The following is a 16,197-nucleotide window of genomic DNA, read 5'->3' as shown; positions in this document are numbered from 1 at the left end:
TTCAAATAGATAATATGTCACAAATGTTTCACCAAAGTGACATAAAAGGTATGCTGCAACTGGCTAGAGAATGGCTAGCCTGAAGGAGGCAAACGGCGGCAGGCCGCCGGATTTTGAATTCAAGCCCATAAACGGGAGACTTTTATGAACGCTCTTAAGATCACCATCGCCGCGCTCGCAGCTTCTGCTGCTTTTGCCGGCGCCGCAGTGGCTCGCGACAACATCCAGATCAAGGGTTCCTCTACGGTTCTGCCTTATGCATCGATCGTTGCTGAAGCATTCGGCGAAAACTTCGATTTCCCGACGCCTGTTGTTGAAGGTGGCGGTTCGGGCGCTGGCCGTAAGGCTCTGTGCGAAGGCGTTGGCGAAAACACCATCGACATCGCCAACTCCTCTTCCCGTATCAAGCAGTCCGATATCGACACCTGCAAGGCCAATGGCGTTAACGAAATCCAGGAAGTGCGCATCGGTTACGACGGTATCGTTTTCGCCTCTGACATCAACGGTCCGTCCTTCGCGTTCACCCCGGCTGACTGGCACAAGGCTCTGGCTGCCAAGGTTGTTGTAGACGGCAAGCTCGTCGACAACCCCTACAAGAAGTGGAACGAAATCAACTCTGATTTCGCTGACCAGGACATCCTGGCTTTCGTACCGGGCACCAAGCACGGCACCCGCGAAGTGTTCGACGAGAAGGTGATCGTTGCTGGTTGTGAAGAAGACGGCACGCTGGAAGCCCTCAAGGCTGAAAACAACGGCGACGAAAAGGCTGCTGAAAAGGCTTGCATGCAGCTGCGCACCGACGGCGTCTCTGTTGACATCGACGGCGACTACACTGAAACGCTGGCTCGCATCGACGCCAACAAGAACGGCATCGGCGTTTTCGGTCTGTCTTTCTATGAAAACAACACCGACAAGCTTCAGGTTGCAACCATGTCTGGCGTAACGCCGTCGACCGAAACCATCGCTTCTGGCGAGTACCCGGTTTCCCGTCCGCTTTACTTCTACGTCAAGAACGCACACCTCGACGTGATCCCTGGCCTCCAGGAATATGTTGAGTTCTTCGTTTCCGACGACATGGCTGGCCCGAACGGCCCGCTCGCAGCTTACGGTCTGGTTTCCGATCCGGAACTCGCAAAGACCCAGGAAGCTGTCAAGAACCGCACCCCGATGGGTCCCCTGAACTAAGTTCAGTTTCGAACGAAGGCTGGTGGCGCGTTGGTGCGCCATCAGCTTGTTTTCTGGAAAAGAGTTGGAAATATGAGCGCGGGAATTCTGATCGTCGTCATACTGGGCATAGCTGTGCTCGGCTTCATACTCGGAAGACAGCGCGCCCTGTCCCTTGCTGCGCGCGATAACGTCAAATTGCATTCGCTTCCTGGCTATTACGGCCATTCGGTCGCGCTTTTTGCTGCCGTTCCTGCCTTTCTCCTCATGATCGCATGGCTGTTCATTCAGCCAATTCTGATCGAAACCGGCGTCAGCCGGATGATCCCCGACAGTGTCATTCCCGATGGCGGTGCCCGCAGCCTGGTCATGGCCGATGTTCACCGCATCGCCGATGGGCTGGATGTGCTGGCCGAAAAGGGCGGATTGAGCGAAGAAGAGCTCTCCCGCATGCGTGCCGATTTCACCAATGTACGCTCGCGTCTGGCCGAAGTGGGTGTTGCGGTGGGCTCCGACATCCCGGTTCCGGTGCTTGACGCAGCGCGTGAATATCGCGACGCCAAGCATCTCGGTTCCAGCCTGATGGTCTTTGCCGTTCTTGTGGTTTCGATCGTCTTCGCTGCGATCGCCTACAGCCGCGTTCGTCCTGAGATGCGCGCACGAAACGTCAGCGAATCCTTTATCAAGGCGCTGCTGATGGGCTCGTCGCTGGTCGCGATCCTCACGACCTTCGGCATCGTTGCATCGCTTCTGTTTGAATCGATCCACTTCTTCCAGATGTATCCGGCGAAGGACTTTTTCTTCTCGCTGACCTGGAACCCGCAGTTCCGCGGCGGTTCTGACCTCGGCATTATCCCGCTTCTCTGGGGCACGATCTACGTCTCCTTCGTCGCCCTTCTCTTCGCGGTGCCGGTTGGATTGATGATCGCCATCTATCTCGCCGAATATGCTGGCAAGACGGTCCGCAGCCTTGCCAAACCGGCCATTGAAATTCTCGCCGGCATTCCGACGATCGTTTATGGTCTCTTCGCGCTGATCACGGTTGGCCCTTTCCTGCGCGATTGGCTTGCCCAGCCGCTCGGTCTTGGCAACTCCTCGTCTTCGGTGCTGACAGCCGGCCTCGTCATGGGCATCATGCTGATCCCCTTTGTCAGTTCGCTCTCCGACGACATTATCAACGCGGTTCCGCAATCGCTGCGCGACGGTTCCTATGGCCTTGGTGCCACGCAGTCCGAAACCATCAAGCAGGTTATCATGCCGGCCGCCCTTCCGGGCGTCGTGGGTGCCATTCTTCTGGCCGCCAGCCGTGCCATCGGTGAAACCATGATCGTGGTCATGGGCGCGGGTGCAGCCGCCAGAATGGACCTCAACCCACTGGAAGCCATGACGACCGTGACGGTGAAGATCGTCAGCCAGCTGACGGGCGACACCGAATTTGCGAGCCCTGAAACGCTCGTTGCCTTCGCGCTGGGTCTGACGCTTTTTGTCTTCACTCTGTGCCTCAATGTTCTGGCCCTCGTCATCGTGCGCAAATACCGGGAGCAATACGACTAATGACCGACGCAACCGCAACGCTCTCAAACAACAACGTGCGCCAGGTTGGCGGCTCGCTGCTGGTTCTCGATGAACGCACGAAGAAGCGCAATGCCGCAGAGGCCCGCTTCCGTCGTATGGGGCAGATCGCCGTCATGATCGGCGTCCTGGCGCTCATCGGTCTCCTGGCCTCCATCCTCAGCAATGGCCTGTCCTCTTTCCAGCAGACCTACATCGCAGTCGATATTCATCTTGATGCCGCAAAGCTCGACAAGTCTGGCAATCGCAATCCTGACGAGATCGCCAAGGTAACCACATTCGGTTACATGCCGCTGATCCAGGAGGCGATTAAGAAGAAGATGGCAGCTGAGGGCATTTCCATCGATGGTCTGAACGCCAAGGCGGCCGCGGAACTGATTTCCAAGGAAGCACCGGCCACGCTGCGCAACTATGTTCTTTCCCATATCGACGCGATTGGCACGACTGTTCCCTTCAAGCTTCTGGCGTCGGGTCGTATCGACGGATACTACAAGGGCCGCGTGACCATGGCGTCCGCCGAGCTGGACAAGAACGTGTCCCCCGAACAGCTCAAACTGGCGGACGAGTTGAAACAGGCCGGCATTTTGACGACCGCATTCAACTGGGATTTCTTCACCGCGCCTGATGCCTCCGACACGCGTCCGGAAGCTGCCGGCCTCGGCGTCGCAATCCTCGGCTCGGCCTATATGATGCTGATCGTGCTGGTCCTGTCGCTTCCCATCGGTGTGGCCGCCTCGATCTATCTGGAAGAGTTCGCCCCGCAAAACCGCCTGACCGACTTGATCGAGGTGAACATCGCCAATCTGGCCGCCGTTCCATCCATCGTTTTCGGTATTCTGGGCCTTGCCGTCTTCATCAACTATGCCGGCCTGCCGCAGTCTGCGCCTATCGTTGGTGGTCTGGTGCTGACCCTGATGACGCTGCCGACGATCATCATCGCCACGCGTGCTGCATTGAAGGCTGTGCCGCCGTCCATTCGCGATGCAGCCCTTGGCGTCGGCGCTTCGAAAATGCAGTCCATTTTCCACCACGTTCTGCCGCTGGCGATGCCGGGCATTCTCACCGGCACGATCATTGGTCTGGCACAGGCGCTGGGTGAAACCGCACCGTTGCTTCTCATCGGCATGGTGGCCTTCGTTCGCGAATACCCCGCCGCTCCTCCGGAGGGCTTCTTTGATCCGGCCTCGGCTCTGCCGGTGCAGGTTTACAACTGGACCCAGCGCGGCGACCCGGCCTTCGTGGAGCGCGCATCCGGTGCCATCATCGTACTCCTGGTGTTCCTGGTTATGATGAACCTGATTGCAATCATTCTTCGCCGTCGCTTCGAGCGTCGCTGGTAAAGGGGAGACATGGCCATGAACGATGCTACGATGAACAACGCGCTTATGAGTAATGTAAAAACGACGACGAAAGCAGACGTCATGACAGAATCGAAAATCTCCGCCAAAAACGTTCAGGTGTTTTACGGCGAGAAGCACGCCATCAAGGACGTGAATATCGAAATCCGCCCGCGCTCGGTCACCGCCTTCATCGGCCCGTCGGGCTGCGGCAAGTCGACCTTCCTGCGCTGCATCAACCGCATGAACGACACGATCGATATCTGCCGCGTTGAAGGTGACATCGCCATCGATGGCGAAAATGTCTACGACCCCAAGGTCGATCCGGTGCAGCTGCGCGCCAAGGTGGGCATGGTGTTCCAGAAGCCGAACCCGTTCCCCAAGACGATTTATGAAAACGTCGCCTATGGCCCGCGCATTCACGGTCTGGCGCGCAAGAAATCCGAGATGGATGAGATTGTCGCGACCTCCCTGCAGAAAGCCGGTCTCTGGAACGAAGTGAAGGACCGCCTCGATGCGCCCGGCACCGGCCTTTCCGGTGGCCAGCAGCAGCGCCTTTGCATTGCGCGCGCCGTTGCCGTCAGCCCTGAAGTCATTCTGATGGACGAACCCTGCTCGGCGCTTGACCCGATCGCGACTGCAAAAGTGGAAGAGCTGATCCACGAACTGCGGGAAAACTACACGATCGTGATCGTAACGCACTCCATGCAGCAGGCCGCTCGCGTTTCCCAGCGCACCGCCATGTTCCACCTTGGCGAACTGGTTGAGGAAGACGACACCGACAAGATGTTCACCAATCCGAACGACCAGCGCACACAGGATTACATCATGGGGCGGTTCGGCTGATCCGAATTCAGCCGCAACCCGTGATCTCAAAAAGGCAGAAACGCAATGACAAATTCGCACATCACATCCGCCTATGACGAAGAGCTGAAATATCTGACCCGCCGGATTTCGGAAATGGGCGGACTGGCCGAGCAGATGGCCGCAGACGCCGTCCGCGCGCTCGTTACCGGCGACGCCGCACTCGCCCAGAAGGTCATCTCCGAGGACGTCGTGCTCGACAATGCCGAGCGCGAAATCATCGACAAGGCCGTGGTTACCATCGCCAAGCGCCAGCCCATGGCCGCCGACCTGCGCGAAATCATGGGTGCCATCCGCATCGCCGCCGATCTGGAGCGTGTGGGTGACCTTGGCAAGAACAACGCCAAACGCGTGATCGCCATCCAGCAGTCTGGCGTGCCGCGCGCCCTGGCCCGCGGTCTCGAGCATCTGTCCGAACTGGCGCTGATGCAGCTGAAGGAAGTGCTGGACGTTTACGCGACCCGCTCGGCGCAAAAGGCGGAATCGATCCGCGACCGCGACGAGGAAATCGACGCGATGTACACCTCGCTTTTCCGCGAGCTCCTGACCTACATGATGGAAGATCCCCGCAATATCACGCCCTGCACACACCTGCTCTTCTGCGCGAAGAACCTGGAGCGCATCGGCGACCACGCCACCAATATTGCAGAATCGATCTACTACATCACGACCGGCTATCAGCCCGAAGGTGAACGCCCGAAGCATGACGACAGTGTTTCCGTGGCCGTGACGCCCGACGCCTGAATGCCGCCTGCCGAATAAGGAGCGACGGTTTTGCAGCCGAAAATTACCGTTGTTGAAGACGAAGAAGCCCTGAGCGTTCTGCTCAGATACAATCTTGAAGCCGAAGGCTACGATGTGGAAACGATCCTGCGGGGGGACGAGGCCGACATCCGCCTTCAGGAACAGGTGCCCGACCTTCTGATCCTCGATTGGATGCTGCCGGGCGTGTCCGGCATCGAGCTTTGCCGCCGCCTGCGTCAGCGTGGTGCGACCGAGCGCATGCCGATCATCATGCTGACCGCCCGCGGCGAGGAAAGCGAGCGGGTGCGGGGCCTGTCCACCGGTGCCGACGACTATGTCGTCAAGCCGTTTTCGACCCCGGAACTGATGGCGCGGGTGCGGGCCATGCTGCGCCGCGCCAAGCCCGAAGTACTCTCCAGCGTATTGAAATGCGGCGAGATCGAACTGGATCGCGATAGCCACCGCGTACACCGCAAATCGCGAGAAATCCGTCTCGGTCCGACCGAATTCCGCCTGCTGGAATTCTTCATGGCCGCACCGGGCCGGGTCTTTTCCCGCGCCCAGCTTCTCGATGGCGTTTGGGGTCACGACATTTATGTCGATGAGCGCACAGTGGACGTCCATGTCGGACGCCTGCGCAAGGCGCTCAACATTTCCAACATGAAAGACGTCATCCGCACCGTACGCGGGGCGGGCTATTCCATGGAAAGCTGACACGCCCCGTTTTTCCCGTCCTGGCTGCGGAGACGGGACCAGGGTGAGGGGCATTCTCGGCGTTTTCAATGCGCTTATGATCTTTCGAGCCCTTTTGGCTTGCATCCGCTTTCCGCTATTTCATCCCCATCCGACCGGTTCATAGGCGCTGCCCCTCATCAATCCCTCTTCGTTTTGCACTTGCCAGAGACAAGGGGCGGCGAGCTGACTTTTCCTCTTCTCTGGGCGAAGAGACTGGGGGTCCCCTCCCTTCGTCTTGGTCGGCTTGACGCGACCATCCACCCTTCGGCCTGTGTGTGGATCCTCGGCTCAAGGCCGAGGATGACGGGGGATGTGGTTGGCGCGGTGTCAAACAACGTCTTTCCCTCATTTTCTGCACCCCAACCCCGGCAAGCGGATCGCTTCCGGGTTTCGCATCATTCTCTCGTTTCGACCCCATTCAGGATCGGATGGGGCGTTTTGTGCGCCACATTGTTGTTAGTTTATGATGCGCACAAAGCGCCCCGCCTTCAGTTGTTTTTGAATTGCAAACTTGGTGATCAACGCCCGGTTCTCCTTCTCCTCCGTAGAGGTATCCAGATAAAGGCACGAACCGTGTCTTAGCTTATGCAGGCCAAGCCTGCACGTCGGAGGGGGCTGCCTTACCCTGATCTCCGCCGGGTCACCGCTTCTTGCAAAACCCCGGTGCGAACATTCCCGTTTGAATGTCCAATGGCCTCTTCGGCAAGAGCCCATATCCGAGGCCTGCGTCTGCCCCCGAACCCAGAACCGGCCCCACTCGCCACAGCGCCCTGTGGTGTATCCGTGCGGGACGGGCGTATTATGGATGGGGTTTGAGAGGGCGGGGATGAAAAAATAGTTATGCGATTGATTTTGCTTGTCTGAGGGCTGCGTTTATCCCCGTTTTGGCGGGGGCGCATGATGACCAGCCCTCACCCTGAGGAGGCCGAAGGCCGTCTCGAAGGGCGAGGGCGGGTTGTTGCACGATAGGGGCCAGCCTGACCCTTCGAGGGTCGCTGCGCTCCCACCTCAGGATGAGGCTGGAGGATGGCCGGTGCTCGATGCAGGCCTCCCTTTGAGAGCTTGTTGCCTAACGTCACAATCCGTGACAGCCTAAAATTTGTATTTGGGGGCATGCAATGGAAGTCACGGTTTATATTCTGCGGTGCCGGGATGGGTCTTATTACACTGGCCTGACCAAGCAGAATATCGAGGCGCGGCTTTGGGAGCATAATGAAGGTATCTACCAAGGCTACACTTTCAAACGCCGCCCGGTGGAACTGGTTTTCATGGAAGTCTACGACCGTATCATCGATGCTATTGCGCGGGAACGACAGATCAAAGGCTGGAACCGGCGCAAGAAGGAAGCGTTGATTGCGCAGAATTATGAAGGTCTGCCGGATTTGTCGCGGCGTGGGCCGATGGGGAAGGTTGAGTAGCCCTCATCCTGAGTTGGCAGCTTTGCACCGACCTCATCCTGAGGAGGCCGTAAGCCGTCTCGAAGGACGGGGGCGGGTGGTTCGAACAGTATGGGGCCAGCCTCGCCCTTCGAGGCCTGCGCTTGCGCTCCGGCACCTCAGGGTGAGGCTGGGGGAAATTGGTGCCGTCCCTTGGTCTTCGCTCCTTGTGGAGAAGGTGGCCACCCGCGCCATGCCTCCAGCAAGCGCAAGAAAACATGGGTCGGATGAGGGGTTCTCATGATGACGCCGTGGGAACCCCTCATTGTCACGCTGCGCATGACATTTCTCCTCAAGGGGAGAAAGGAGGATTGCAGCCCTGCAGAAAGTCCTAGCCATGCTTTTGGAGGCAGGCGCGATGACTAGCCCTCATCCTGAGGAGGCCGTAAGCCGTCTCGAAGGACGGGGGCGGGTGGTTCGAACAGTATGGGGCCAGCCTCGCCCTTCGAGGCCTGCGCTTGCGCTCCGGCACCTCAGGATGAGGCTGGGGGAAAATTGGTGCCGTCCCTTGGTCTTCGCTCCTTGTGGAGAAGGTGGCCACCCGCGCCATGCCTCCAACAAGCGCAAGAAAACATGGGTCGGATGAGGGGTTCTCATGAGGGCGCAGTGGGAACCCCTCATTGTCACGCTGCGCGTGACATTTCTCCCCAAGGGGAGAAAGGAGGATTGCAGCCCGGCAGAAAATCCTGGCCACGCTTTTGGAGGCAGGCGCGATGACTAGCCCTCATCCTGAGGAGGCCGTAAGCCGTCTCGAAGGACGGGGGCGGGTGGTTCGAACAGTATGGGGCCAGCCTCGCCCTTCGAGGCCTGCGCTTGCGCTCCGGCACCTCAGGGTGAGGCTGGGGGAAATTGGTGCCGTCCATGACATTTCTCCCCAAGGGGAGAAAGGAGGATTACAGCCCGGCAGAAAATCCTGGCCACGCTTTTGGAGGCACGCGCGATGACTAGCCCTCATCCTGAGGAGGCCGAAGGCCGTCTCGAAGGACGGGGGCGGGTGGTTCGAACAGCATGGGGCCAGCCTGACCCTTCGAGGCCTGCGCTTGCGCTCCGGCACCTCAGGGTGAGGCTGGGACCGTGCTTAATTTCGGTGAATGCCACTTGGCGAGCATGGGAAGGTCCTTATTTGTTGCTCAAGCCGAAGCAGCTTTGCAAAAAGGACAAATCCCACCAACGGCGGGTAAGTCGAGGGCGGTCCGTAAAGATTTTGTTTGGCGGCTCAATATCGAGTGTGACTTTTTTCATCACGGCATCAAGTTCATCGAAATTCGCCAGCGTAGACATGCCTTCCTGTTCAAAACACATTTGGCTCGCTCCATGCCATCGAATTCCCAATGCTGGGAGCGAATGAAAGAAACCATTTAGATTGTTGCTCTCAAAAGGAGCGGTTTTGTCACCATTGAAACCAACATAATTCCAGCTAAGAAGCCAGTAGGGCCAGGGTTTTTTCTGCGCTGAATACAGAGTAACTAAAGCTCGGGCGATGGCTTTCTCAATTGTCGTTGGGTCGGCTTTGTCCAAGTCCGCGTAGATAGAATGGTCGTGCCTTTTGGGGTGGGTAACTTCGTTCCGAACATTTTTGAAATGGTCGAAAAATTGCCAAAAATCGGGCTCGAACGATATTTCACGACCGGCAATTTCCGAAGGCCATTTAGTTGCCTTGTCTCTTAAGCTACCCCACCTCAGAGTGCGAAAGATGGCTTCTTCGGGTTCCCCGGACATCGAGTTGCGTTTCGCTGAATTTAATGCTGACTCAATTGTGCACTCCGAGAAATATAAGAGTGTTCGGATATGGTGATCGCGCATAAACTCGCTGGTAGCCTCACGAGCCGATGCAGCAGAAATTCCTACCGAACTAAAATAGTGCCAAGTTATATTGGTGTTCCAACGCCAGTATCCGCTTTCAGACATGTTCTGGCACTCCAGTCAGTTGCTCGCCCCCTCAATCATTCCTCTTCCTACCCTCAACCAAATCCATCACAGCCCGCGCCGCATCCAGCACATTGGTCCCCGGCCCGAACACCGCGGCCACACCGGCATCATACAGGAACTGATAATCCTGCCGTGGGATAACGCCGCCGACGACGACGATGATCTCGCCGCCGCCATTGGCTTTCAGCGCCTCGATCAGCTGCGGGGCGAGCGTTTTGTGGCCGGCGGCCAGTGATGACATGCCCACCACTTGCACTTGCGATTTCACCGCCAGATCGGCGGCTTCCTCGGGCGTCTGGAAGAGGGGACCGGCGAGCACGTCGAAGCCGATGTCGCCGAAGGCGGAGGATATGACTTTGGCGCCGCGGTCGTGGCCGTCCTGGCCGAGCTTGGCGACCATGATTTTCGGCTTGCCGCTTGTCTTGGCATAATCGGCGATGCGCGCGGTGAGCTGGGCCATTTCGGGGTCGCCCTTATAGGCCTCGTCATAAACGTGGTGGACGACTTCAGGCACTGCGGCGTGGTCGCCGAAGGCCGAGCGCATGGCGTCGGAAATTTCGCCGACGGTGGCGCGCGCGCGGGCCGCTTCGACGGCAGCGGCGAGAATATTGCCCTGGCCGGTTTCGGCAACTTTGGTGAGCGCGGCAAGGGCAGCCTCCACGGCCTTGCTGTCGCGGCGGCGCTTGGTGTCTTCAATGCGCTTGATCTGCGCGGTGCGCACGGCGGCATTGTCGATGTCGAGAATGTCGATGGCGGTTTCTTCTTCCAGGCGATATTTGTTGACGCCGACGATCACCTCGTCGCCGCGGTCAATGGCTGCCTGTTTGCGGGTGGCGGCTTCCTCGATCAGGCGCTTGGGCAGACCGTCATTGACCGCCTTGGTCATGCCGCCCATGGCCTCGATTTCCTCAATCAGCGCCCAGGCCTTGGTGGCCAGTTCGTTGGTGAGGCTTTCGACATAATAGGAACCGGCCAGCGGATCGACGACGTTGGTGACGCCGGTTTCGTGCTGCAGGATGAGCTGCGTGTTGCGCGCAATGCGGGCTGAAAATTCCGTCGGCAGGGCAATCGCCTCATCGAAGGAATTGGTGTGCAGCGACTGGGTGCCGCCAAGCGCTGCGGCCATGGCTTCATAAGCGGTGCGCACGATATTGTTGTAAGGGTCCTGCTCGGCCAGTGACACGCCCGATGTCTGGCAATGCGTGCGCAGCATGAGCGAGCCGGGCTTTTTCGGGTTGAATTCCTTCATGATGCGCGACCAGAGAAGACGCGCAGCGCGCAGCTTGGAAGCCTCCATGAAGAAATTCATGCCGATGGCAAAGAAAAAGGAAAGGCGGCCGGCAAAGGCATCGACATCCAGCCCCTTGGCAAGCGCGGCACGCACATATTCGCGGCCATCGGCGAGCGTGAAGGCAAGCTCCTGCACCAGCGTCGCACCCGCCTCCTGCATGTGATAGCCGGAAATGGAAATGGAGTTGAATTTCGGCATTTCGGCTGCCGTATATTCAATGATATCGGCAACGATGCGCATGGAGGGTTCGGGCGGATAAATATAGGTGTTGCGCACCATGAATTCTTTGAGAATGTCGTTCTGAATGGTGCCGGAAAGCTGCGCGCGCGGCACGCCCTGTTCCTCGCCGGCAACGATGAAGGAGGCAAGCACCGGGATGACCGCGCCATTCATGGTCATGGACACGGAAATCTTCTCAAGCGGAATGCCGGAAAAGAGGATTTTCATGTCCTCAACGCTGTCGATGGCCACGCCCGCCTTGCCGACATCGCCGACCACACGCGGATGGTCTGAATCATAACCGCGATGGGTGGCAAGATCGAAGGCAACGGAGACGCCCTGCTGACCGGCGGCGAGCGCCTTGCGGTAGAAGTTGTTGGATTCTTCCGCCGTGGAGAAACCCGCATATTGGCGGATCGTCCAGGGACGGCCCGCATACATGGTGGCGCGCGGCCCGCGAAGGTATGGCTCGAAACCGGGGAGGGTGTCGGTGTTGTCGAGCTGGGCGGTGTCCTCAGCCGTGTAGACCGGCTTGACCGTGATGCCTTCGGGCGTTTCCCAATTCAGCGTGTCGGGATCAGCACCTTTCAGTTCCTTCGAGGCGAGGGCTTTCCAGTCTTCGAGTGTTGTCTTGGTCATTGATTTTCCTCCGGGTTTCCCCTCCCTCCGTCATCCTCGGGCTCGACCCGAGGATCCACGTCAGGGCTTGCGTTTGGATGGTCGGGTCAAGCCCGACCATGACGGGGTGAAGGGGTTAGCCCTCAAACTCCATGATCACTTCGTCCACGGCGAGCGACTGGCCAACCTCGGCCTTGACCGCCTTGATCACCGCGCGCTTTTCAGCTTTCAGCACGTTTTCCATCTTCATGGCTTCGACGATGGCGAGCGCCTGGCCTTCCTGCACCTCGTCGCCCTCGGCGACCAGAAGCGAGGAAATGAGGCCGGGCATGGGGCACAAAAGCAGGTTGGATGTATCCGGCGGCAGCTTGACCGGCATGAGCGCGGCAAGCTCTGCCACATGCGGGGCAAAGACCTGAACCTTCACATCAATGCCGCGCTGGCGCATGCGGAAACCACCGGGCGCGGGCTGCACCTTGAAGGCGTAATCATGGCCTTCGATGGTCACGATGGCCATCTGCTCGCCAGGCTGCCAGGCCGTTTCCACCTGCGCAACATCACCACCATTGAGGCTGATGCCGAAGCCGGTTTCCAGATGCGTGATGGTGGCGGGAATGGCGGTCTCGCCAATGCGCACGACCTTATCCTTGCCATTGCCGGTGCCGACAGAAAAGCGCGCGCCGGAAATGCCCGCATTGCGCTCGGATGCGATGCGCGAAAGCGCAAGCGCAGCCTGGGCAAAACGATGCAGCGCTTCCTGATCCGGCTCGACCGGGCCAAAACCCTCGGGATATTCCTCGGCGATGAAGCCGGTGGAAAGGCGACCTTCGCGCCAGCGCGGATGCTGCATGAGGGCGGCGAGGAAAGGCAGGTTGTGGCCGATGCCTTCGACCTCGAAACGGTCCAGCGCGTCGGCCATCGCGTCGACGGCTTTCAGACGATCCGGCGCCCAGGTGCAGAGCTTGGCAATCATCGGGTCGTAGAACATGGAGATTTCCGACCCTTCTGTGACGCCGGTATCATTGCGCACCTTTGCTTCGCCCACGGAAACTTCCGCTGGCGGGCGATAGCGCGTGAGGCGGCCGATGGAGGGCAGGAAGTTGCGGTATGGATCCTCGGCATAAAGGCGCGATTCAATCGCCCAGCCATTGAGCTTTACATCCTTCTGGGTGAGCGCCAGTTTCTCGCCGTAGGCGACACGGATCATCTGCTCGACCAGATCGACACCGGTAATCAACTCGGTGACGGGATGCTCCACCTGCAGGCGGGTGTTCATTTCGAGGAAGTAGAAATTGCGGTTCTTGTCGACGATGAATTCGACCGTACCGGCACTCTGGTAATCCACTGCTTTTGCAAGCGCCACGGACTGTTCGCCCATGGCCTTACGGGTCTTTTCATCCAGGAACGGCGAGGGGGCTTCTTCAACGACTTTCTGGTTGCGGCGCTGGACCGAGCATTCGCGCTCGCCGAGATAGATGACATTGCCGTGGGCATCACCCAGCAACTGGATTTCGATATGGCGCGGCTCTTCAACGAATTTTTCGATGAAAATGCGGTCATCGCCGAAAGAGGAGGCTGCTTCGGATTTGGAGCGCTCGAAACCCTCGCGCGCCTCGGCATCGTTCCAGGCAATGCGCATGCCCTTGCCGCCACCGCCAGCAGACGCCTTGATCATCACCGGATAACCGATTTCACCGGCAATTTTCACCGCATGTTCGGCATCATCGATCAGGCCCATATGGCCGGGGACAGTGGAAACACCGGCTTCGGCGGCAATTTTCTTGGAGGTGATCTTGTCACCCATTGCCTCAATGGCTTTCACCTTGGGGCCGATGAAGACAATGCCTTCTTTTTCCAGCGCTTCGCAGAAGGAGGCGCGCTCGGAGAGAAACCCGTAACCCGGATGCACGGCCTCAGCACCGGTCTGCTTGCAGGCGGCGATGATCTTGTCGGCCACAAGATAGCTTTCAGCTGCGGGCGGCGCGCCGATATGGACGGCTTCATCAGCCATTTTCACATGCTCGGCGTTGCGGTCAGCGTCGGAATAAACGGCGACAGTGGAAATGCCCATCTTCTTCGCCGACTTGATGACCCGGCAGGCGATCTCGCCGCGGTTTGCAATCAGAATTTTCTTGAACATGATGCCCTTATGCCTCCCAACTCTACTTCTTTAGCTCGTAGAGTATGCCTTGATGTTTCTTGACCATGTCGAGGTCACCCAGTTTTTGGCCGATGCGCACCAGTCCCAGATGCGGCTCGGTGTCTTTCGGATCGCTGGCCGCAGCCTGTTCGAAATGGCCTCGCGCCTTGTTGTATTCGTTGCGCTGCTCGTAAATGCGGCCCCAATCAACCAGCAGATGAGCCTCATCGCCGAGAATGGACTGCGCCTTTTCAAAGTAGCGGTCGACGATGGCGTCCGCATCGCCGCGAATGCCGGTGGCGACGCCGAGGCCCCAATAGACAGCGCCATCAATTGGATTGATAAGCCAGGCCAGATTGAAGTGTTGAATGGCTGCGTCCAGGTCTTGCCGCGCAACACTTTCCCAACCGGCATTCATGGCCTTTTCAGCCGCCTTTTCAGGGCTGCCGGTCTCGCTGAGGAGCCTCTCGCTCGCCTGCTTTTGCGCCTGCGAAACCTCAGCCCCTTCCCAGAGTGGGGTTTCGGCTGCAATGGCGGCAAATGGTGCAGCCAGGCTGAACAGGAGTGTGCCTGCAAAAGCGAAGTGCCGTATGGATTTTTTGAGATGATTTCTAATCGTCTTCTCCATCACGCAGCCTCTGCCGCATAGGTTTCGAAACCGGAACGCCGCAATTCGCAGGCGGGGCAAGTGCCGCAGCCATAGCCCCACGCATGGCGCGTGGTGCGGTCGCCGCGATAGCAACTGTGGGTTTCTTCCAAAATGAGATAGACCAGCGGCTGGCCGCCAAGGTCTTCAGCAAGCTGCCAGGTGGCGGCCTTGGTGAGCCACATGAGAGGCGTGTGGATGACCTGACGCGTGTCGAGGCCGAGCGAGAGGGTCACCTGCAGGCTTTTCAACGTATCGTCGCGGCAATCGGGATAGCCGGAATAATCCGTCTCGCACATGCCGCCAACAAGGTGTTTTGCCTCGCGGCGATAGGCAAGTGCGGCAGCCGCGGTGAAAAAGAGAATGTTGCGGCCCGGCACGAATGTGTTCGGCAACCCGGCTTCCGTCATCTCGATTTCCATGTCGCGGGTGAGAGACGTTTCGGAAATCGCAGACAGCAAACCCATATCGATCATGTGATCGTCACCGAGCTTGTCCGCCCAGGCGGGAAACTGCGCCTTGAATTTTTCAAGGAAGGTGAGGCGCACATCAAGCTCGACACGATGGTTCTGACCATAATCGAAACCGACCGTTTCAACCGCGTCGAACTGCGCACAGGCCCAGGCAAGGCAGGTGGCGGAATCCTGTCCGCCGGAAAACAGAACGAGCGCCTTGTCGCCAATCATGCCCGCCACTCCATTCTGATCCGTTCCGGGGTGGAGGCGATCACCGAAAAACCCTCGCGCTCGTAAAAGCGCTTTGCATCAAGATTTGTCGTCAAGACCGACAACTGAACTGGGAGGTTGGCAGAGGTTGCGCGTGATTTGATATCATCAATCACGGCCCGACCGATCCCGCGCCGTCTGAACTCTGGGAGCAAATAAAGTCTCTGAACGAACAGGTATTCTTCTTTCCTGTTCAGCTTTCTGAGGCCGATCTCGCTCTTGTCCGCCAAGATGATTTCTACGCCCTCGGGGTCAAATTCCTCAAGCGTTGATCTCGGTCGCCAACTACCCCACAGCGCCTCGGCATAGCCACGCATTGCAGCCTCCTCCAAATTGAGGGTGAACTGCGCGTCTTCCTGCTTAGCTGGGCGGTAGGAGACGGGTTGCATCAAACCTCCAGCACGTCTTCAAAAGCTTCGGGGAAGTTTTTGCGGGCCACGTCTTCGTTGATCTTGAGCATGGCTTGATAGGAGGCGGGGTCGAATGGCTTTTCGGCAGCCACGACCTCGCGCCCGAAAAGGCGCGAGAGACGTCCGGCATCGAGATTGCCGCGTTCGAAGGGTTCAGCCCCGAAATGGTGCCAGAGCGAATGCAGGAAGGCCACATCGGCCTGCGCTTCGGTTTCATCGCGGCTGACATGGCGGGGCCGCTCCACGATCTTGGCAATGCCTTTGGGATTGGCGCGCCGGATCGTGAACTGCCAGCCTGTTTTGGGCAGACCGGAAGGAAAGCCGCGATGTTTGGTCATTTCGGGGAGTTTTGCCATTCGTCTTCTCG

General features: G+C 58.5%; 14 protein-coding genes and 1 pseudogene. 7 read left to right on the top strand and 8 right to left on the bottom strand.

What is annotated here, in order from left to right:
* Positions 1 to 144 precede the first annotated feature (144 nt).
* The 7 genes from NHF56_RS13445 to NHF56_RS13415 all read left to right on the top strand — a co-directional run bounded on the left by NHF56_RS13445 (position 145) and on the right by NHF56_RS13415 (position 7,834).
* Positions 145 to 1,185, top strand: a complete 1,041-nt coding sequence (locus NHF56_RS13445; protein ID WP_252805348.1) for a PstS family phosphate ABC transporter substrate-binding protein — start codon at positions 145 to 147, stop codon at positions 1,183 to 1,185.
* A 72-nt stretch (positions 1,186 to 1,257) separates the two neighbouring features.
* On the top strand, positions 1,258 to 2,718 hold the full coding sequence (pstC, locus tag NHF56_RS13440) for a phosphate ABC transporter permease subunit PstC (RefSeq protein WP_252805345.1): 1,461 nt from the start codon (positions 1,258 to 1,260) through the stop codon (positions 2,716 to 2,718).
* Entirely contained in the window at positions 2,718 to 4,076 is a 1,359-nt protein-coding gene (gene pstA, locus NHF56_RS13435; protein ID WP_256995416.1) for a phosphate ABC transporter permease PstA, read from the top strand. The genes pstC and pstA overlap by 1 nt, the downstream gene beginning before the upstream one ends.
* A gap of 81 nt (positions 4,077 to 4,157) precedes the next feature.
* A complete protein-coding gene (pstB, locus tag NHF56_RS13430; RefSeq protein ID WP_252805922.1) occupies positions 4,158 to 4,919 on the top strand; it encodes a phosphate ABC transporter ATP-binding protein PstB in 762 nt (253 codons plus the stop codon).
* A 45-nt stretch (positions 4,920 to 4,964) separates the two neighbouring features.
* On the top strand, positions 4,965 to 5,681 hold the full coding sequence (gene phoU / locus NHF56_RS13425) for a phosphate signaling complex protein PhoU (protein ID WP_252805343.1): 717 nt from the start codon (positions 4,965 to 4,967) through the stop codon (positions 5,679 to 5,681).
* Between the two features lie 30 nt (positions 5,682 to 5,711).
* Positions 5,712 to 6,395: a phosphate regulon transcriptional regulator PhoB gene (gene phoB / locus NHF56_RS13420; protein ID WP_252805340.1), complete on the top strand. Its 684-nt coding sequence runs from the start codon at positions 5,712 to 5,714 to the stop codon at positions 6,393 to 6,395.
* Between the two features lie 1,139 nt (positions 6,396 to 7,534).
* Positions 7,535 to 7,834 (top strand): GIY-YIG nuclease family protein, encoded by a 300-nt coding sequence (locus NHF56_RS13415; RefSeq protein ID WP_252805338.1) that lies wholly within the window; start codon positions 7,535 to 7,537, stop codon positions 7,832 to 7,834.
* A 1,137-nt stretch (positions 7,835 to 8,971) separates the two neighbouring features.
* On the opposite strand, the gene NHF56_RS13410 is transcribed toward NHF56_RS13415, so the two are convergent.
* From NHF56_RS13410 to NHF56_RS13380, 8 genes and pseudogenes are all read right to left on the bottom strand, one after another.
* Positions 8,972 to 9,760, bottom strand: a complete 789-nt coding sequence (locus NHF56_RS13410) for a hypothetical protein (RefSeq protein WP_252805336.1) — start codon at positions 9,758 to 9,760, stop codon at positions 8,972 to 8,974.
* A gap of 31 nt (positions 9,761 to 9,791) precedes the next feature.
* Positions 9,792 to 11,930, bottom strand: coding sequence for a methylmalonyl-CoA mutase (gene scpA / locus NHF56_RS13405; protein ID WP_252805334.1), 2,139 nt, complete (start codon positions 11,928 to 11,930; stop codon positions 9,792 to 9,794).
* 115 nt (positions 11,931 to 12,045) lie between these two features.
* On the bottom strand, positions 12,046 to 12,597 hold the full coding sequence (locus NHF56_RS21035; protein WP_373456313.1) for a biotin/lipoyl-containing protein: 552 nt from the start codon (positions 12,595 to 12,597) through the stop codon (positions 12,046 to 12,048).
* An 80-nt stretch (positions 12,598 to 12,677) separates the two neighbouring features.
* Positions 12,678 to 14,049 (bottom strand): annotated as a pseudogene (locus tag NHF56_RS13400) (acetyl/propionyl/methylcrotonyl-CoA carboxylase subunit alpha); the annotation flags it as partial.
* Positions 14,050 to 14,071: 22 nt separating this feature from the next.
* Entirely contained in the window at positions 14,072 to 14,677 is a 606-nt protein-coding gene (locus NHF56_RS13395) for a lipopolysaccharide assembly protein LapB (RefSeq protein WP_252805330.1), read from the bottom strand.
* Positions 14,677 to 15,381, bottom strand: coding sequence for a 7-cyano-7-deazaguanine synthase QueC (queC, locus tag NHF56_RS13390; protein WP_252805328.1), 705 nt, complete (start codon positions 15,379 to 15,381; stop codon positions 14,677 to 14,679). Before queC ends, NHF56_RS13395 begins: the two co-directional genes overlap by 1 nt.
* Positions 15,378 to 15,809, bottom strand: a complete 432-nt coding sequence (locus NHF56_RS13385) for an N-acetyltransferase (RefSeq protein ID WP_252805326.1) — start codon at positions 15,807 to 15,809, stop codon at positions 15,378 to 15,380. Before NHF56_RS13385 ends, queC begins: the two co-directional genes overlap by 4 nt.
* Positions 15,809 to 16,186, bottom strand: coding sequence for a hypothetical protein (locus NHF56_RS13380; protein WP_252805324.1), 378 nt, complete (start codon positions 16,184 to 16,186; stop codon positions 15,809 to 15,811). The genes NHF56_RS13385 and NHF56_RS13380 overlap by 1 nt, the downstream gene beginning before the upstream one ends.
* Positions 16,187 to 16,197 lie beyond the last annotated feature (11 nt).

Source organism: Rhizobium sp. L1K21, assembly GCF_024055895.1.
Classification (GTDB): Bacteria; Pseudomonadota; Alphaproteobacteria; order Rhizobiales; family Rhizobiaceae; genus Ensifer_A.
Note: the sequence above shows the minus strand (reverse complement) of the source record. Positions and strands in the feature narration are given on the sequence as shown.

Bases quoted from the DNA above. Each gene is read 5' to 3' on its own strand.
- NHF56_RS13445 (WP_252805348.1), top strand. From the start codon at position 145: ATGAACGCTCTTAAGATCACCATCGCCGCGCTCGCAGCTTCTGCTGCT.
- pstC (WP_252805345.1), top strand. From the start codon at position 1,258: ATGAGCGCGGGAATTCTGATCGTCGTCATACTGGGCATAGCTGTGCTC.
- pstA (WP_256995416.1), top strand. From the start codon at position 2,718: ATGACCGACGCAACCGCAACGCTCTCAAACAACAACGTGCGCCAGGTT.
- pstB (WP_252805922.1), top strand. From the start codon at position 4,158: ATGACAGAATCGAAAATCTCCGCCAAAAACGTTCAGGTGTTTTACGGC.
- phoU (WP_252805343.1), top strand. From the start codon at position 4,965: ATGACAAATTCGCACATCACATCCGCCTATGACGAAGAGCTGAAATAT.
- NHF56_RS13415 (WP_252805338.1), top strand. From the start codon at position 7,535: ATGGAAGTCACGGTTTATATTCTGCGGTGCCGGGATGGGTCTTATTAC.
- NHF56_RS13410 (WP_252805336.1), bottom strand. From the start codon at position 9,760: ATGTCTGAAAGCGGATACTGGCGTTGGAACACCAATATAACTTGGCAC.
- scpA (WP_252805334.1), bottom strand. From the start codon at position 11,930: ATGACCAAGACAACACTCGAAGACTGGAAAGCCCTCGCCTCGAAGGAA.
- NHF56_RS13395 (WP_252805330.1), bottom strand. From the start codon at position 14,677: ATGGAGAAGACGATTAGAAATCATCTCAAAAAATCCATACGGCACTTC.
- queC (WP_252805328.1), bottom strand. From the start codon at position 15,381: ATGATTGGCGACAAGGCGCTCGTTCTGTTTTCCGGCGGACAGGATTCC.
- NHF56_RS13385 (WP_252805326.1), bottom strand. From the start codon at position 15,809: ATGCAACCCGTCTCCTACCGCCCAGCTAAGCAGGAAGACGCGCAGTTC.
- NHF56_RS13380 (WP_252805324.1), bottom strand. From the start codon at position 16,186: ATGGCAAAACTCCCCGAAATGACCAAACATCGCGGCTTTCCTTCCGGT.